The 15,490-nt window shown below is 69.1% G+C and carries 17 protein-coding genes; 6 read left to right on the plus strand and 11 right to left on the minus strand.

All coding sequences use genetic code 11. The features are described 5' to 3' along the window. Positions 1-60: 60 nt before the first annotated feature. Complete coding sequence (locus ACWIDZ_RS05970; protein WP_453988275.1) at positions 61-1,434, plus strand: metallophosphoesterase; 1,374 nt, start codon at positions 61-63, stop codon at positions 1,432-1,434. A 21-nt stretch (positions 1,435-1,455) separates the two neighbouring features. Here ACWIDZ_RS05970 and ACWIDZ_RS05975 read toward each other — a convergent pair whose 3' ends face one another. The 3 genes from ACWIDZ_RS05975 to chpT form a co-directional block, all read right to left on the minus strand. Beyond that, positions 1,456-2,271 (minus strand): CheR family methyltransferase, encoded by an 816-nt coding sequence (locus ACWIDZ_RS05975; protein ID WP_312220265.1) that lies wholly within the window; start codon positions 2,269-2,271, stop codon positions 1,456-1,458. Next, entirely contained in the window at positions 2,268-2,651 is a 384-nt protein-coding gene (locus ACWIDZ_RS05980; protein WP_453988274.1) for a response regulator, read from the minus strand. The genes ACWIDZ_RS05975 and ACWIDZ_RS05980 overlap by 4 nt, the downstream gene beginning before the upstream one ends. A gap of 77 nt (positions 2,652-2,728) precedes the next feature. Next, positions 2,729-3,427, minus strand: coding sequence for a histidine phosphotransferase ChpT (gene chpT / locus ACWIDZ_RS05985; protein ID WP_453988273.1), 699 nt, complete (start codon positions 3,425-3,427; stop codon positions 2,729-2,731). Between the two features lie 86 nt (positions 3,428-3,513). Here chpT and cysQ point away from each other — a divergent pair, with 86 nt between their 5' ends. Further along, positions 3,514-4,311 (plus strand): 3'(2'),5'-bisphosphate nucleotidase CysQ, encoded by a 798-nt coding sequence (cysQ, locus tag ACWIDZ_RS05990; protein ID WP_453988272.1) that lies wholly within the window; start codon positions 3,514-3,516, stop codon positions 4,309-4,311. Positions 4,312-4,317: 6 nt separating this feature from the next. On the opposite strand, the gene ACWIDZ_RS05995 is transcribed toward cysQ, so the two are convergent. The 5 genes from ACWIDZ_RS05995 to map all read right to left on the minus strand — a co-directional run bounded on the left by ACWIDZ_RS05995 (position 4,318) and on the right by map (position 7,635). Then, positions 4,318-5,211, minus strand: coding sequence for an aldo/keto reductase (locus ACWIDZ_RS05995; protein ID WP_453988271.1), 894 nt, complete (start codon positions 5,209-5,211; stop codon positions 4,318-4,320). 5 nt (positions 5,212-5,216) lie between these two features. Beyond that, complete coding sequence (locus ACWIDZ_RS06000; RefSeq protein ID WP_338577670.1) at positions 5,217-5,459, minus strand: BolA family transcriptional regulator; 243 nt, start codon at positions 5,457-5,459, stop codon at positions 5,217-5,219. 81 nt (positions 5,460-5,540) lie between these two features. Further along, positions 5,541-6,059: a GNAT family N-acetyltransferase gene (locus ACWIDZ_RS06005; protein WP_453988270.1), complete on the minus strand. Its 519-nt coding sequence runs from the start codon at positions 6,057-6,059 to the stop codon at positions 5,541-5,543. Continuing rightward, positions 6,056-6,787 carry a RadC family protein gene (gene radC / locus ACWIDZ_RS06010; RefSeq protein WP_453988269.1) on the minus strand — a complete coding sequence of 244 codons (732 nt, stop codon included), beginning with the start codon at positions 6,785-6,787 and terminating at the stop codon, positions 6,056-6,058. Before radC ends, ACWIDZ_RS06005 begins: the two co-directional genes overlap by 4 nt. A 26-nt stretch (positions 6,788-6,813) precedes the next feature. Continuing rightward, the gene (gene map / locus ACWIDZ_RS06015; RefSeq protein ID WP_346519143.1) at positions 6,814-7,635 is read right to left on the minus strand and encodes a type I methionyl aminopeptidase; all 822 of its coding nucleotides are present in this window, start codon (positions 7,633-7,635) and stop codon (positions 6,814-6,816) included. 150 nt (positions 7,636-7,785) lie between these two features. Between map and ACWIDZ_RS06020 the strand changes: the two genes are divergently transcribed. Next, entirely contained in the window at positions 7,786-8,556 is a 771-nt protein-coding gene (locus tag ACWIDZ_RS06020) for a competence/damage-inducible protein A (protein ID WP_453988267.1), read from the plus strand. Between the two features lie 184 nt (positions 8,557-8,740). Further along, positions 8,741-10,042 carry an OmpP1/FadL family transporter gene (locus ACWIDZ_RS06025; protein ID WP_291780029.1) on the plus strand — a complete coding sequence of 434 codons (1,302 nt, stop codon included), beginning with the start codon at positions 8,741-8,743 and terminating at the stop codon, positions 10,040-10,042. 79 nt (positions 10,043-10,121) lie between these two features. Here the strand turns inward: ACWIDZ_RS06025 and ACWIDZ_RS06030 are convergent, their stop codons facing one another. The 3 genes from ACWIDZ_RS06030 to ACWIDZ_RS06040 all read right to left on the minus strand — a co-directional run bounded on the left by ACWIDZ_RS06030 (position 10,122) and on the right by ACWIDZ_RS06040 (position 13,716). Next, complete coding sequence (locus ACWIDZ_RS06030) at positions 10,122-11,621, minus strand: DEAD/DEAH box helicase (RefSeq protein WP_453988266.1); 1,500 nt, start codon at positions 11,619-11,621, stop codon at positions 10,122-10,124. Positions 11,622-11,889: 268 nt separating this feature from the next. Further along, positions 11,890-12,540 (minus strand): DUF1345 domain-containing protein, encoded by a 651-nt coding sequence (locus ACWIDZ_RS06035; protein ID WP_291780032.1) that lies wholly within the window; start codon positions 12,538-12,540, stop codon positions 11,890-11,892. A gap of 60 nt (positions 12,541-12,600) precedes the next feature. Next, positions 12,601-13,716 carry a Rieske 2Fe-2S domain-containing protein gene (locus ACWIDZ_RS06040; protein ID WP_453988265.1) on the minus strand — a complete coding sequence of 372 codons (1,116 nt, stop codon included), beginning with the start codon at positions 13,714-13,716 and terminating at the stop codon, positions 12,601-12,603. 99 nt (positions 13,717-13,815) lie between these two features. On the opposite strand from ACWIDZ_RS06040, the gene ACWIDZ_RS06045 reads away from it, so the two are divergent. Further along, entirely contained in the window at positions 13,816-14,754 is a 939-nt protein-coding gene (locus ACWIDZ_RS06045) for an alpha/beta fold hydrolase (RefSeq protein ID WP_453988264.1), read from the plus strand. After that, entirely contained in the window at positions 14,751-15,371 is a 621-nt protein-coding gene (locus ACWIDZ_RS06050; RefSeq protein ID WP_453988263.1) for a methyltransferase domain-containing protein, read from the plus strand. Before ACWIDZ_RS06045 ends, ACWIDZ_RS06050 begins: the two co-directional genes overlap by 4 nt. Positions 15,372-15,490: the final 119 nt, after the last annotated feature.

A 15,490-nucleotide genomic window follows, 5' to 3' on the forward strand; every position in this document is an offset into this window, starting at 1 on the left:
CTGCGCCTTCCTCCGGGGCTCCCGATGCGCGAAGCGCGCGACCTGCCGCAGGAGACGCCCATGCCCCTCGCCGCCCCGTCCCGTCGCCGATTTCTTGCCGGCGCCGCCGCCGCCCTGCCCCTGGTCGGCGGAACCGCCGCCCTCGCGCTGGATCAGTCGCCCGCCGTCATCGGCCGCGTCCTAGCCATGTCCGACCTGCACTCCGCCTATGAGCGTAGCGCCCAGCTTCTCGCCGCCCTGCGCGCAGAGGTCCGCAGCCGACCGGTTCCGCATCTGATCGCGGTCGATGGCGACATCTTCGAGCATGGCAACGTCGTGTCGGTGCGGTCCGAAGGCGCGATCGACTGGGCCTTCCTGGCCGCCCTGCCCGCCATCGCCCCCACCGTGGTCAACCTGGGCAATCACGACAACGACCTGATCCCCGACCTGCATGAGGTCGTGAAGCGGATGCAGGGCCTGGGGATCACCGTCCTCAGCAACATCGTCGACGCCCGCAACGGCCGACCCTACGCCCCGGCCGCGACGGAGTTGACCTTCGGCGAGCGCCGTCTGCGCATCGCCGGCTTCGGCACGAATTCGCTGAACACCTATCCCAAGGCCAGCCGCGACTGGCTGTCGATCCCCGATCCGACCGAATGGGCCAACGCCCATCTGTCGTCGCTGCTGGAGGGCGCCGATCTGGCGCTGGTGATGAGCCACGCTGGCGTGGCGGGCGACCGCGGGATGCTGGCCGCCCTGCCCGACGGCGCCCTGATGATCGGGGGACACAACCACCTGCTGTTCCAGGAGCCGCTGGGGCGCGGCCTCTACGCCCACACCGGATCGTGGAGCAACGCCTACACCGCGGCGGACTATCTCAGCGATGGAAGCGTGCGGGCCCAGTCGCGCACCGTCGCCCTGGACGGCGCCGCCGACCCGACCCTGGCCGCGCTGATCCGCACGACGCTGGACCGGCATCTGACCGCACAGGAGCGCGCCGTTCTCGGGACCAGTTCGACCGCCTTGTCGCTGGGCGACACCGGCCGCGCCGTGGCCGCCGCCTTCGCCCGCTTCGCCGGGGCGCAGGCCGGCTTCATCGGCCACACGACGCTGGGGACGGGTCTGTCCGCCGGGCCGGTCAGCCGCTACGCCTTCGACGCCGTGGTGCGTTTCGACGGCAAGCTGATGGCCGCCGAGGTTCCGGCCTCGCGACTGGCTGAACTGACCGCCCTGGCCAACCAGGATCGGGTCATGCCCTTCGCCCGCCGCACCGGCGACTTCGTCTATGGCGCGGTCGAGGGAATCGAGGGGCGCGAGACCGTCCGCATCGTCACCACCGACTGGTGCGCCCTGAACCAGCAGGAGTATTTCGGCGTGACTGACCTGGCCTTCGCCGAGGTTCCCGGCCCCGGCGTCAAGGCCGTCGCCGCCCAGGGCCTGCTGTCGGTCGCCTGACGGCTCAGACGGTCTGACAGCTCAGGCGGCGCGCCGTGCGGCGGCCGCGCTCTTCACATAGAGGCCCTTGCGTCCGGCCACCGGACGGAAGGCCACGCTGTCGCCGTCCGGCCGCTCGTCGCGCCCCAGGAACAGGCAGCCGTCGTCGACCATCCGCCGCTCCAGCCCGTCCAGCACCCGCGCGCGACGTTCCGGCGCCATGTCACCCAGGACATTGCGGCAGAAGACCACGTCGAACCGGCCCTCGTCGGCCGCCTCGTCCAGCAGGTTGGCGCGCTTGAAGGCGATGGCGGCGCGCAGTTCGGACCGCGCCCGCCACTGATCATCGACCTGCTCGAACCAGCGCAGCATGGCCCGCGCCGACAGGCCGCGCTGTATCTCGAACGAGGTGTAGAGGCCCGACAGCGCCTTCTCGATCGCCTGACGCGACAGGTCCGTGGCCTCGATCTCGACCTGGGCGCCGGCCTCGAGCGCGGCGATGGCGAGGGAATAGGCCTCCTGCCCGGTCGAGGCGCCGGCGCACCAGAGACGCACCCGCCCGCCCGGCCGCGCCGCCGTCAGGGCGGGCAGCAGTTCGCGCTCCATCACCTCAAAGGCCGCACGGTCGCGCCGGAACCAGGTCTCGCCGTTCAGCAGGGCCTCGATCACGCTCCAGCCCAGGGAGGCCACCGGACGGCTCCACAGGCTGGCCAGCATGGCTTCGACGTTGTGATAGCCCTCGCGCCGCGCCACGGGCCCCAGCCGGTGCTCCGCCAGCTGCATCCGGTCTCGGGTCAGCCGGAAGCCGGCGCGGGACGCCAGCAGGGTCTGAAGACGATCGAAATCCTCCGGCGTCATGACGGCGACTGCACCACTCCCACTTCGGCGAGCTTGGCCTGAAGGATCTCGCCGTCGAAGGGCTTCATAACATATTCGTCGGCCCCTGCGGACAGGGCTTCGGCGATTCGATCGGCCCGCGTCTCGACCGAACAGAACAGAACCTTGGGCGTGCGCCCGCCCGGCAGATCGCGCAGGCGACGCAGGAAGGCCAGGCCGTCCATCACCGGCATCTGCCAGTCCAGCAGCACCACCTGGGGCATAACCGCCTGGCAATAGTCCAGCGCCTCGGCGCCGTCGGCCGCCTCGGCCACGTCAAAGGACAGGTCCTCCAGGATGCGGCGCGCCACCTTGCGGATGATGCGGCTGTCATCGACGATCAGACAGGTTCTGGGGTCCACAGGGTCTATTCCCGTTTGGCGCGAGATAAAAACCACGCTCACGCCATAGTCGTTCAGGCGGGTTAACGGAGCGTTGGCTAGACGAACGCGGGTTGCTCACTAGCGCCCGGCAAGCGCGCCATCAAGGCCACGCGGCCGTCTTCAGCCGCCAGGTCCAGCCGCCCGCCCGCCTCGCGCGCCGTCAGCCACAGCCAGTAGGGTTGGATCCACTGCCCGGCCAGCCCCTCAGTCAGCCGCTCGCCCTTCAGGCCGACCACGGCCTCCGGCTTGAGCCGGGCGCGGGCGCCCTCGGCCGATCCGACCAGAAACAACTGATCGCCTTCCCGGCGGACGGTCACCACCGCCGCCCCGCCCATCGGCAGGGCCGAAACGGTCAGATAGGCCAAGTTGATCAGGGTCCGCGCCTGGATCTTGGAGAAGGTCTCATCCCCTACGCGCCAGTCCAGCGTGGCGCGCCCGCCGTCGGTCAGGCCCGCGACCAGGCCGTGCAGTTCGGCGCCGGAGAACTGTTCGCTGCTGGTCGCGGCGCCGAAGGCCACGCGGGCGAAATGCACCAGGGCCACCATCTTGGCCGCGCTCTGACGGATCAGGCCCAGGGCGTCGTCGCGCATGTCCTGGGCGCCGGGATCGTCCAGCAGGTCCAGCCCCGACATCACGGCGCCGGCCGGGCTGATGAAGTCGTGGCACAGCTTGGCGGCGATGAAGGCGGCCAGTTCGGCGCCGTCCACAGGCAGATCGGCGGCGGATAGGGAGGCAGGGTCGTCGGAAACGGTCATGGCGCACAAGGTTTCGAAAAGGTTAAGGCCAAGGTGGCCTGATTTGCCGGTTCGTTAAACCGGCCGCATGGTCTATCCAGCCCTTCATGACCGCCTCCGCCTACGCCGACCTTGAATCCGATCTCGCCTCCGGCCGCCTGGCCGAGGTCATCGCCGACATCGCCGAGGAGGCCGCCCGCCTGATCCTGCCCTACTGGCGGGCCGATACGGCCGTGGAGACCAAGGCCGACGCCAGCCCCGTGACCGAGGCCGACCGCGCCGCCGAGGCCCTGATCCTGGCCCGCCTGGCCGAACATTGGCCCCAGGTCGAGGCCGTCGCCGAGGAGGCCGTCGCCGCCGACGGCGCCCCGTCGTCGGTCGGTACGTGGTTCTGGCTCATCGACCCGCTGGACGGCACGCGCGGGTTCGTCCAGGGGCGCGAGAGCTATTCGGTCAACATCGCCCTGATCCGCGGCGACGCCCCCGTGGCCGGTGCGGTGACGGCCCCGGCCCTGGGCGTCAGCTGGCGCTCCGCCGCGCCGGGCCAGGGCGCGCTGCGCCGCGCCTTCGGCGAGCCGTGGAGGACGATCCGGGTGCGCGAACGCCCCGCCGACGCCGTCGCCCTGGTCAGCCACAGCATCAGCGACGAAGACGCCCTGCGTCTGGCCGCGCGCAACGGCTGCACCCAATGGCAGGGCATGGATTCCTCGCTGAAGTTCTGCCTGATCGCCGAGGGCCGTTTCGACGCCTATCCGCGCACCGGCCCCACCAGCGAATGGGACACCGCCGCCGGCCAGGCGGTGCTGGAGGCGGCGGGCGGCCGCGTCCTGGCCGAGGACGGCCGTCCCCTGGCCTACGGCAAGCTGGGCTTCCTCAACGGCCCCTTCGCCGCCATCGGCGCCTGAAGCCGATCAGGCCGAGGCGTCCACACGCGCCATCTCGATCTGGGCCGAGAGGCCGGCGGGCAGGTCACGCTCGGGCACGCTCGACAGGTCTTCCAGATGCGCCCGGTCCCTGGGCCGGACCAGCACGCTGGCCACCGCCGGGTCCGCCAGGGCGTAGGCCAGGCAGATGGCCTCGCCGGTCCACCCCGGCGTCCGGTGCAGGAAGGCGAAGGAGCCCGGCCGCTCCAGATCGGCCTCGCCTCGCCCTGCGCCCCAGCCGCCGAACAGGCCCCGCTTCTTCGCCCCGCCCGCATCGGCGGCGCGGCGCTCGGTGGCCAGGCTTTCGGGAAAATAGTCATAGGCGAACAGGCTCATCTCCCGATCGCGCGCGGCCTTCATGCGCGAGCGCACCTGCCAGGGCACATTGGCGTGAAAGGGGGTGAACAGGACGTCGAACGCCCCGGTCGAGACATAGAGATCCGTCACCGGTTCATCGCCCGACACGCCCAGCATCCGCACATACTCGGCCTTCCGCATCGCCTTCAGGGCGGTCAGGGAGGTCTGGGGCAGCTCATCCTCGGCCGGGCGATCCAGCACCGCCATGTCGAACCAGCCCAGGCCCGAGGCGTGCAGCCCCTGTTCGATCGAACGGCCCAGCCTCTCGGCCGAGAAATCCCGGTCGGCGCCCAGGGTCGTGCTGACCCACACCAGCCGCCGCTCGACATGGCCCAGGGCCTCGCCGACGGCCTGAAGCAGCATCGGGTCCAGCCGCTCGATATGATAGGCGTTCACCCCCGCCTCGAGCCCGGCGAACACCAGGTCGCGGACAGAGTTCGGCCCCCGCGCCGCCGCCTCGGCCCCCAGGCTGAGCGTCAGACTGGAGACCGCAGCCCCCGAGGCGCCGAAGGGGCGGTAGCGCATGGGGTTCAGCCCGCCTCGACCGGCGCCGAGGTCTCCAGCGCCAGGGCGTGCAGTTCGCCGCCCATCTTGCCCTTCAGCGCGGCGTAGACGGTCTGGTGCTGACGCACGCGGGGCATTCCGCGAAAGACCTCCGACACGATGCGGGCGCGATAGTGGTCGCCGTCGCCGGCCAGGTCCTCGATGGCGATGTCCGCGTCGGGGAAGGCCTCCACCAGATGGGCGCGAAGGTCGTCGGCGGACATGGGCATCTTGGAACTCCTGAAACGCAGAAGGCCGCTTCCGGGCCTGAATTGTAAAGCTTATCGCCCCGCGCCCCGCCTGTCAGCCGCTCATCCGGCGCGAGGGCGCTCATACAGGTCGACGGCCGATCCCTTGTAGTCCGCGCGGGCGTAGGGGCGATAGCCCACCCGCTCGGCCAGACGCACCGAGGGCGCGTTCTCGGGCGAGATCATGCAGACCGTGCGCGCCTCCAGCCGATAGGCGTCGGTCCAGACCAGGGCCGCCTCCAGCGCCTCGCGCGCCAGGCCCGCGCCCTGGAAGGCGGGGGCCACGCCCCAGCCCAGTTCCGGCGCGTCGAAGGGAGGATCGATCTCGCGGCGGTAGTCCAGCACGCCGACGCTGCCGACATAGGCCCCCGTCGTCGTCTCGCGGATCGACCAGTTGCCGTAGCCCTTGGCCTGCCAGTGGCCGATGTCGCGCAGCAGGCGGAACCAGACCTCCTCCTCCGACAGGCCGCGCCCCATGATGTGGCGGGTGAACTCGGCGTCGGCCCACAGGGCCGTCAGGTCGTCCATGTCGCCGACGGCGACGGGCGTCAGGGTCAGGCGTTGAGTGGTCAGAACAGTCACATCAATCCCAGTTGCTTGAAGCTGGCCACGCCTTCGCGGCCGACGATGAGGTGGTCGTGAACCTGAACCGACAGGGCGCGGGCGGCCTCGATCACCTGTCTGGTCATGTCGATATCGGCCCGGCTGGGCGTCGGATCGCCCGAGGGGTGATTGTGCACGATGATCATGGCGCTGGCCGACAGCTCCAGCGCCCGGCGCACCACCTCGCGCGGATAGACCGGGGCGTGGTCGACCGTGCCCCGGTTCTGAATCTCGTCGAGGATCAGCTGGTTCTTCTTGTCGAGATAGAGGACGCGGAACTGCTCGCGCGGTTCATGCTGAAGCGACAGGCGCACGTAGGACAGCAGCGCCGTCCACGACGAGATGACCGTGCGTCGGTTGGCTTCCTCCTTGGCCACGCGGCGCGAGACTTCGTGCAGGGCGGCTAGGTCCAGCGCCGTCTCGGCGCCCACCCCCTTGGCTCGGCCGCGCGAATCCTCGGCCTTGACCGTCATTAGGTCCTCGACCGAGGCCGCCAGCACCGCCGCCAGCGATCCGAACCGCGTCAGCAGAGCCTTGGCCACCGGCTTGACGTCGCCCTGCGGCTGGCTGCGGAACAAGAACAGCTCCAGCAGCTCATAGTCCGGCAGATGGTGGATGCCCGCCGTGCGCGCGCGCTCACGCAGCCGTTCCCGATGACCGGCGTGGTGCGGCTTGGCCTTCGGTTGTTCCGGCGGTTGATCGAGCATCAGCCTCCCCCGGAAGGGAGACTAGCTCAGAATTTCGGGCGGAAAAGACCCTTGGGCGAGGCGGTGAAGATCTCCAGCCCGTCCTCGGTCACGCCGATCGAATGTTCGCACTGCGACGACAGCGACTTGTCGCGCGTCACGGCGGTCCAGCCGTCCGACAGCACCTTCACCGCCGGCTTGCCCAGGTTCACCATCGGCTCGACGGTGAAGAACATGCCCGGCTTCAGCACCGCGCCTTCGCCGCGACGGCCGTAGTGCAGGACGTTGGGGCTGTCGTGGAAGACCCGGCCGATGCCGTGGCCGCAGAAGTCGCGGACCACGCTCATGCGCTGGGCCTCGACGAATTTCTGGATGGCGAAGCCGATGTCGCCGAAGGTGTTCCCCGGCTTGATCTGGCCCAGACCCAGGTCCAGCGAGTCATAGGTGACGTCGATCAGCCGCTTGGCGCGGGCGTTGATCTCGCCGACCGGGTACATCCGGCTGCTATCGCCGTGCCAACCGTCGACGATGACCGTATGGTCGATGTTGACGATGTCGCCTTCCTTCAGAACCTTGTCGCCGGGAATGCCGTGGCAGACGACGTGGTTGATCGAGGTGCAGACCGTCTTGGTGTAGCCCTTGTAGCCCAGGCAGGCGGGGACGCCGCCGTTGTCCAGGGTGAACTCGCGCACCAGATCGTCCAGCTCGCCCGTGGTGACGCCCGGCTTCACATGCTCGGTGATCATGTCCAGCGCCTCGGCGACCAGGCGGCCAGCCTTGCGCATGCCCTCGAACCCTTCCGCGTCATAGATGCGGATTTCGTGGCTGCGGACGAAGACGTCGGTTTCCAGGTCGGGGGTCTCGTACATGATCGGCTTTCGGGGAGGCGCGCGCTCCGCGTACAGGCGGACCGGGCGAAGAAACGACTTCAGGACTTCAGATGGTCAGACTAGCACAAAACCTCAAGCCCGTCAGGGTTCACGGCTGACGCATGGCCTGGCGCTCCCTATCTTCAGCCCATGTCACAATCGCCCCCCTCCCCCACCGCCGCCGTCCTGATCATCGGCGACGAGATCCTGTCGGGCCGAACCCGCGACAGCAATCTGAACACCCTGGCCCGCTTCCTGGCGCCGCTCGGCGTCGATCTGATGGAGGCGCGGGTGGTCGGCGACCGTCAGGACCCGATCGTCGCGGCGCTGAACGCCCTGCGCGCGGCGCACGACTATGTCTTCACCACCGGCGGCATCGGCCCGACCCATGACGACATCACCGCCGATGCGGTCGGCGCCGCCTTCGGCGTTTCCGTGTGCGAACACCCCGAAGCCCTCGCCATCCTGGAGCGCCGCTATGCGCCAGGCGAGTTCAACGCTGCGCGGCGCCGCATGGCCCGCGTGCCCGAAGGCGGCGTCCTGATCGCCAACCCGGTCAGCGACGCGCCGGGCTTCCAGGTCGACAACGTCTTCGTCATGGCCGGCGTGCCCAAGATCATGGAGGCCATGCTGGACGACGTGGCGCCGCGCCTGAAGACGGGCGCCCCGGTGCACAGCCGGTCGTTGCGCGTCAGCGGCGTCGGCGAGGGCGCCGTGGCCGACATCCTGCGCGCCGCCGCCGAGGCCAGACCGCATCTGTCCTTCGGCTCCTATCCCTTCGGTTTCGGCGCCGGACAGACCGCCGGCGAGGTCGGAACCCAGCTGGTGATCCGGGGTCGGGATCAGGCCGAAGTTGACGCTGCGGAACACGATCTTGCCGCAAACCTGCGTTCTTCAGGCATCGAAATTGCCGTTACGTAACCTCACCAAGGTGTGAAATTGTGCGATTTTTGCGCCACGCTTTCGCCGAGAAGCGGTCCGACACCGGCCTTGGACGCAACGCTTTCATGACACGGACGCTGTGATGGGTAGCGTGGCGGCCCTCCCCGAACCAAGGCCGCCCGCCTTTCTCAAAATGGTCGGCCCACGACATAGGTGAAGCGTAATGACTCCCAGGAACATGGCCCGCCTCGGCGGCCTGGCTCTGACCACCGCCCTGATGACGGGCGTCGCCGCCCCGGCCTTCGCGGGCTCCTTCTATCTGCAGGAACAGTCCGTGCGCGGCGCCGGACGCGCCTATTCGGGCGAAGCCGCCGACCGCGGCGTCGGCTCGATGTGGTGGAACCCCGCCTCCATCGCCCGCAGCGGCCGTGAAGTCTCGGTCGGCCTTCACGCCATCCGCATCGACTCCGAGGTGAAGAACGCCGGCTCCTACGTCACCTATCCGGGCGGCGTGGACGTGCCGGTGGTCAACCCGCGCAACACCGAGGTCGACCCGATCGAAAGCGGCCTGGTGCCGAACTTCGCCTTCGCCACGCCGATCGGCGACCGCTTCGCCGTCGGCGTCTCGGTGGCCGCCCCCTACAACTTCACCACCAAGTACGAACAGGGCTCCTTCGCCCGCTACGACGCCCTGACGTCGGAGCTGCGCTCGGGCGACGCCAGCCTGACCGTGGCCTATCAGGTCAACGACTGGCTGGACGTCGGCGCCGGGCTGAACGCCCAGTTCGTCAAGGCCAAGCTGACCTCGGCCATGCCGTCGGTGTCCCCCCTGCTGCCGGACGGCTCCTCTTCGCTGGAAGGCGACGGCTGGGACTTCGGCTGGAACGTCGGCGCCCAGGTCCACAAGGGCCCGTGGGACTTCGGTCTCAGCTATCGCTCCAAGATCGAGCACGAGCTGGACGGCGACGTGAACATCGTCCTGACCGGCCCGCTGGCGCCCAACAGCGTCTCGACGGGCGGCACGGCCAGCTTCAACACCCCGTGGTTCGCCTCGGCGTCGGTCCGTTACGCCGTCAACGACAAGCTGACCCTGAACGCCCAGGTCAACCGCATCGGCTGGTCCGAGTTCCAGGCCATCACCGTCGAATATCCGGGCGGCGGCGACGTCATCCATCAGAACTACAAGGACGTCACCACCGGCGCGATCGGCCTGGACTACGCCATCAGCGACAAGACCACCCTGCGCGCCGGCGTCGGTTACGATCCGACCCCGACCCGCGACAGCCTGCGCACCGCCCGCATCCCGGACGCCGACCGCTGGCTGTTCTCGGTCGGCGGCTCGACCGAGGTGACCGAGGGCGTCACCTTCGACGCTGGCCTGACCTACATCGCCTTCAGCGACTCGACGATCCACGACGACCGCGCCTTCTACGCCGGCACCCCGGCGGCCGTGACCTCGCACCTGCGCGGCGAGGCCGAAGGCTCGGCCCTGGTCGCCTCGATCGGCGCCCGCTGGGCCTTCTGATCCTCGCCTGACGACGGATACGGAAACGGCGGCTCCCGCAAGGAAGCCGCCGTTCTTGTTCCTGCGCCGATCTCGACGATCAGCCTTGAGCGCCGTGTCCCTTGCCCCCGTTCGACGGGCGGCGACGACGAGGACGGCGCTTCAGCTCGCCGACCGGCTTGGGTTCGGCCTCGGGCGTCGCACGGACCGCCGAGCGGGCGCGGTCGCCCGCCATCGGGTCATAGGCCGCCGCCGGGCGCTCGGCGTGATGAGTCCGGTCGCGTTGACCCTTGCGCTGACGGTGCGGCTGGCCGCCGCCCTCGGGCTTGACGCCGTCGCGACGCGGGTTGCGACGACCGCCGCCGCGGCCCTCGCCGACCGAACGACCCTCGCGCTCGGGCAGGGTCGCCTTCTTGGCCACGCCCGCCGCCATGATGGAGGCGTCCAGCTGGGCCAGGGCCTTGTCGTTGCGACGGTCGATCGCGGGGATCTTCTGGCGCGTGACCTTCTCGATGTCCTTCAGCAGCTTCATCTCGTCGCCGGCGACGAAGCTGATGGCCGTACCGTCCTTGCCCGCGCGGGCCGTGCGGCCGATGCGGTGGACATAGGCTTCCGGCACATAGGGCAGCTCGAAGTTCACCACGTGGGTGACCTTGTCCACGTCGATGCCGCGCGCGGCGATGTCGGTGGCGACCAGGACGCGCAGCTTGCCGTTCTTGAAGGCTTCAAGCGCGCGCTCGCGCTGCGGCTGGCTCTTGTTGCCGTGGATGGCCCCGGCCTCGACGCCGCCCGCTTCCAGATAGGCCGCGACCTTGTCGGCGCCGTGCTTGGTCTTGGTGAAGACCAGGCAGCGCGTATAGGCGGGGTCCGAGAACAGTTCGGTCAGCAGGGCGCGCTTCTTCCCCTGTTCGACCCAGATCACCGACTGCTTGATACGCTCGACCGTGGTGGCCTGCGGCGTGACCTGGACCTTGACCGGGTCCTTCAGCAGTTCGCCCGCCAGCTTGCCGATCTCCGAGGGCATGGTGGCCGAGAAGAACAGGTTCTGGCGCTTGGCCGGGATACGGCTGACGATCTGGCGGATCGGCTTGATGAAGCCCAGGTCCAGCATCTGGTCGGCCTCGTCCAGGACGAAGATCTCGGTCTGCGACAGGTCCAGCGTCTTCTGTTGCAGGTGGTCCAGCAGGCGGCCTGGCGCGGCCACCAGAACGTCCAGCCCCTGTTGCAGGGCGCGTTCCTGCGGCCCGTATTTCACGCCGCCGAAGATGACGGCCACGCGGAAGCCCAGGTGGGCGCCGTATTGCTTGAAGCTGTCGGCGATCTGGGTGGCCAGTTCGCGCGTGGGGCTCAGGATCAGGGCGCGCGTGGTGCGCGGCTTGGGCGCCACGCGGTTCTCGGCCAGGCGATGCAGGATCGGCAGGGCGAAGGCCGCCGTCTTGCCGGTGCCGGTCTGGGCGATGCCCAGCAGGTCCTTGCCCTTCATGACGTCGGGAATGGACTTGGCCTGGATCGGCGTCGGCTTCTCATAGCCGGTCGCGGCCAGGGCGGTCAGGAGAGCCTTGTTCAGGCCCATGGATTCGAAGGTGATGGTGTCGCTCACGTCTGTCTTTCACGAACGGCGGCGCGCGCGGCTGGACAAGCCAGGCCTTCACTAGGGGCGCACGTCGCCTGCCCGAAGCTCGGGCGGGGAACGGGCGCCGCCCCGCGTGTATGGACGACGTATGAAATCGAATGATCCGGCCGCTCGACAGACAGGCCTTCCGGGGAGGGAAGCCCAACACGCGCTGGAACGCGCCGGTCACCGCATTGTGCGATGCAGCGCAGATGGGCCTCAATAGCGGCCAAGTCAAGGCGAACCCGGCGAAAGCCTACAACAGGTTGACCGCCAGATTGACCGCCAGGGCCAGAATCACCGTGTTGAACAGCCAGGCCACGATGCTGTGGACGGTGGCGATGCGGCGCAGGCGCTGGCTGGAGATCTGCACGTCGGCGGTCTGGTTCGCCACGCCGATGATCAGAGCGAAGTGCAGGAAGTCCCAGTAGTCGGCGTCGTCCTCGCCCGGAAACATCAGGCCCTGACGATCCCCCTGGCCGGCCTCGGCTGGCGCATAGAACTCATGGGCGTAATGCAGGGTGAAGATGGTCTGCACGAACAGCCAGCTCAGGGCGATGGTGACCACGGTCAGAACCGCCGCCGTCGCCGTCGGCTTGCCGCCCGACGCCGCCATGAAGACGATGACGAAGACGCTGGCCCCCGCCGCCAACAGGCTGAGCGGCAGCACCGCTCCGCCCGCCTGGTCCAGCTCCGCCGACCGCGCGCGGATCGCCGCCACCGATCGCGCCCGACTCAACCGCATGAAGGTCAGCAGCAGAAAGGCCGTCACGCCCGCGTCCCAGGCGACCGCCAGCCGCATCGGCCAGCCCCAGACGACCGGCGAGACGGCGCTGGCCGCCGCCATCACCGCCAATCCCAACCAAAGGGCGAAATGCAGACGAAAGAGGTGCGCGACCGGCTTCATGGCCGCATGATTGCGCCGTTCCGTGCGAACGGCCAGAGCCCCGCCGCCGGACTTCAGCCGTCAGCTCTTCCAGCGCAGCACCGTCTCCTTGATCGGATTGACGAAGGCGCGGCCCTCGGCGCGGCTCTTCAGCCATTCGCGCTTCAGCTGCTGATACCATTTGGCCTGTTTGTCGGCGTCGTCGATCCAGATCAGGGCCGGGTCGTATTTCAGCCCCTCGTTCTGCAGGTTCACCATGCCGCCGTCCTGCTTCAGGAAGGCGACGACGCCCATCCGCAGGAAGGGCTTGGCGATGCCGAACACCCAGTGGTCGGACCAGAAGATCTGGGTGATGCGGGTCTTGGTCTCGCTCACCGGCGTCAGGCAGGTCAGGGCCAGCACCTGCTTTTGCCCCACCTGGATATGCTCCCAGCGATAGCCCGGCAGGCGGAAGGTGATCTCGGTCGCGGGCGCCCCGCCCAGCACCTTGTAGAGGCGGCTGTTCGACGACGGCGCGTGACGCACCATGGCCCAGCCGAAGTCGACCGGGGCGAAGGTCTTGGCCTTCTCGTGCATCGAATGTTCGGAGCGCCACCACCACTGCTGGTGGACATAGGGGCCGTGGGCGGGGTCCATCAGGCCGACGACGGCGTGGTCGATATGGCTGTCGAAATCCATCCACTCGACCAGACGCGGCTGGCCGACCGCGCCGGGGAACTGCGGCGGTTCCTGATCCGGCTCGGACGGGTTGCGGGCGTCCGCCGCCATCCAGACGAAGACCATGCCCTGGCTCTCGCGCACCGGATAGGACCGGACCTTGATGCGGTTCGCCTCGAACGCCTGATCCTCGACCAGCGACGGGATGGCCGCGCAGACGCCGTCGGGCCGGAACCGCCAGCCGTGATAGGGGCATTCGATCGTCTCGCCCTCGTCCGGCTTCTCGACCAGCCGCCCGGCCGACAGCGGCGCTGCGCGGTGGGGGCAGATGTCGCGCATCCCATAGACATCGCCCGCGCGCGTGCGGCCGATCAGGACCGGCTCGCCCATGATCTCATAGCGTTTCAGGCTGGCGACCGGCACGTCGCGCGCCAGGGCGACGAAATACCAGGCGTCGGTGATGAAGCCCTTGCCGAAAGCCGTCGGCGGGGCCTTGGCTTCTGGGGCGGCGGAAGGTGCGGGCGCGGCGTCTGCGGTCATGGCCGCCTTGTAGCAGCAGCGACGGTCGGCCGTCCAAAGGCCATTCCCTTCCTCAGCCGATGAATTAATCTGGCGCAAATTCTCTTTGGGAGAGACGCCTTGATCCGCACCGCCTCCACCGCCCTTTTCGGCGCCGCCGCCCTGTTGCTGGCCGCCGCCCCCGCCGCCCTGGCTCAGGACGGCCCCGCCAATCACGCGACGCACGCCGCCTTCGCGTCCGATCGCCTCAGCGTGGTGGTCGACGGGCCGGAGGGCGCGCCCGATCTGATCCTGATCCCCGGCCTGTCGTCCTCGCCGGACATCTGGCAGGGCACGGTCGACCATCTGGCCGGACGCTATCGCGTCCACCGCATCCACGTCGCCGGTTTCGCCGGCGCCGCGCCCCAGGCCAACGCGCAGGGCGACGCGCCTCAGCCGGTCGGCGCCCCCGTGGCCGAGGAGATCGCCCGCTACATCCGCGAACAGCATCTGAACCAGCCCGCCGTCGTCGGCCACTCCATGGGCGGGACCATGGGCATGATGCTGGCCGCGCGTCACCCCGATCTGGTCGGCAGGCTGATGGTCGTGGACATGATCCCCTTCATGGGCGCCATGTTCGGCGCGCCCGGCGCGACCGCCGAGAGCGTTACGCCCGTCGCCAATCAGATCTGGACCGCCCAATCCGCCAGCCCGCGCGACGCCTACGTCGCCCAGGCGACAACCGCCATCAACGGCATGATCAACACCGAGAACCGCCGCGAGGAAGCCCTTCAGGACATGCGCGACAGCGATCAGAAGGTCTCGGCCGCCGCCTTCCGCGAACTGGTCACGACCGACCTGCGCCCCGAACTAGCCCGGATCACCGCCCCGACCGAGGTGCTCTACGTCAAGTTCAACGACGCCCGCATGACCGATGCGATCACCGACGCCATCTATCAGGCGTCGTTCGCGACCCTGCCCGGCGCGAAGCTGAAGCGCATCGACGACAGCGCCCACTTCATCATGTTCGACCAGCCGACGGCCTTCTATGGCGAGCTGGACGCCTTCCTGGCCCGATGAGCCATCCGGCCGCGGACCGGATCGTCGGCCTTTATCAGGAGAAGGCGGCGGACTGGATTCGCGACCGAGGCTCTGTTCTGCGCCGGGATGAGGGCGACTGGAACGAAGCGGCCTGGCTGGGCCGCTTCACGCAGGGCTGGCCGCCCGGCGCCCGCGTGCTGGACGTCGGCTGCGGCTCGGGCTGGCCCATGGGCGCCGCCCTGCTGGAGCGCGGATTCGAGGTCATCGGCCTCGACGCCTCGCCCGGCCTGATCGCCCATGCGCGCCAGACCCTGCCGGGCGGCGACTGGCGCATCGGCGACATGCGCGAAACCCTGCCGGACGGCGCCTTTCACGGCGTTCTGGCCTGGCACAGTCTGTTCCATCTGACGCCTGAGGCGCAGACGACGGTCCTGCCCGCCCTTGCCGCCCGCGTCGGCCCAGGCGGGCGGCTGATGTTCACCGCCGGTCCCGCTCACGGCGAGGCGATCGGCGAATGGCGCGGCGAACCGCTCTATCACGGCAGCCTGGACCCCGACGCCTATCACGCCCTGCTCAGCGAGGCCGGCCTGACGGTGGAGAGCGCCGGCGATCAGGGCGTCTGGCTGGCCCGGCGCGCCATTCTTTCGGCGAAATAAACGCACACGCTGGCGTGATCGGAAACGGGGGCGTTTTCGCGGGCGACGTGAACGGCTAGAGCGAAATCGGTTCAGTTGGATTGCGTTCAACTGAACCCAGATATTCGCTCCAGCTTAAT

The sequence above is a fragment of the Brevundimonas sp. NPDC055311 genome (genome assembly GCF_053645695.1).

What these genes read in the sequence shown, in the direction of transcription:
- ACWIDZ_RS06035 (WP_291780032.1), bottom strand. Translation starts at nt 12,540, where the DNA reads ATGAAGCCGGTCGCGCACCTCTTTCGTCTGCATTTCGCCCTTTGGTTG.
- ACWIDZ_RS05975 (WP_312220265.1), bottom strand. Translation starts at nt 2,271, where the DNA reads ATGACGCCGGAGGATTTCGATCGTCTTCAGACCCTGCTGGCGTCCCGC.
- chpT (WP_453988273.1), bottom strand. Translation starts at nt 3,427, where the DNA reads ATGACCGTTTCCGACGACCCTGCCTCCCTATCCGCCGCCGATCTGCCT.
- ACWIDZ_RS06040 (WP_453988265.1), bottom strand. Translation starts at nt 13,716, where the DNA reads ATGACCGCAGACGCCGCGCCCGCACCTTCCGCCGCCCCAGAAGCCAAG.
- ACWIDZ_RS06000 (WP_338577670.1), bottom strand. Translation starts at nt 5,459, where the DNA reads ATGCCCATGTCCGCCGACGACCTTCGCGCCCATCTGGTGGAGGCCTTC.
- map (WP_346519143.1), bottom strand. Translation starts at nt 7,635, where the DNA reads ATGTACGAGACCCCCGACCTGGAAACCGACGTCTTCGTCCGCAGCCAC.
- ACWIDZ_RS06025 (WP_291780029.1), top strand. Translation starts at nt 8,741, where the DNA reads ATGACTCCCAGGAACATGGCCCGCCTCGGCGGCCTGGCTCTGACCACC.
- ACWIDZ_RS06020 (WP_453988267.1), top strand. Translation starts at nt 7,786, where the DNA reads ATGTCACAATCGCCCCCCTCCCCCACCGCCGCCGTCCTGATCATCGGC.
- radC (WP_453988269.1), bottom strand. Translation starts at nt 6,787, where the DNA reads ATGCTCGATCAACCGCCGGAACAACCGAAGGCCAAGCCGCACCACGCC.
- ACWIDZ_RS05995 (WP_453988271.1), bottom strand. Translation starts at nt 5,211, where the DNA reads ATGCGCTACCGCCCCTTCGGCGCCTCGGGGGCTGCGGTCTCCAGTCTG.
- cysQ (WP_453988272.1), top strand. Translation starts at nt 3,514, where the DNA reads ATGACCGCCTCCGCCTACGCCGACCTTGAATCCGATCTCGCCTCCGGC.
- ACWIDZ_RS06050 (WP_453988263.1), top strand. Translation starts at nt 14,751, where the DNA reads ATGAGCCATCCGGCCGCGGACCGGATCGTCGGCCTTTATCAGGAGAAG.
- ACWIDZ_RS05970 (WP_453988275.1), top strand. Translation starts at nt 61, where the DNA reads ATGCCCCTCGCCGCCCCGTCCCGTCGCCGATTTCTTGCCGGCGCCGCC.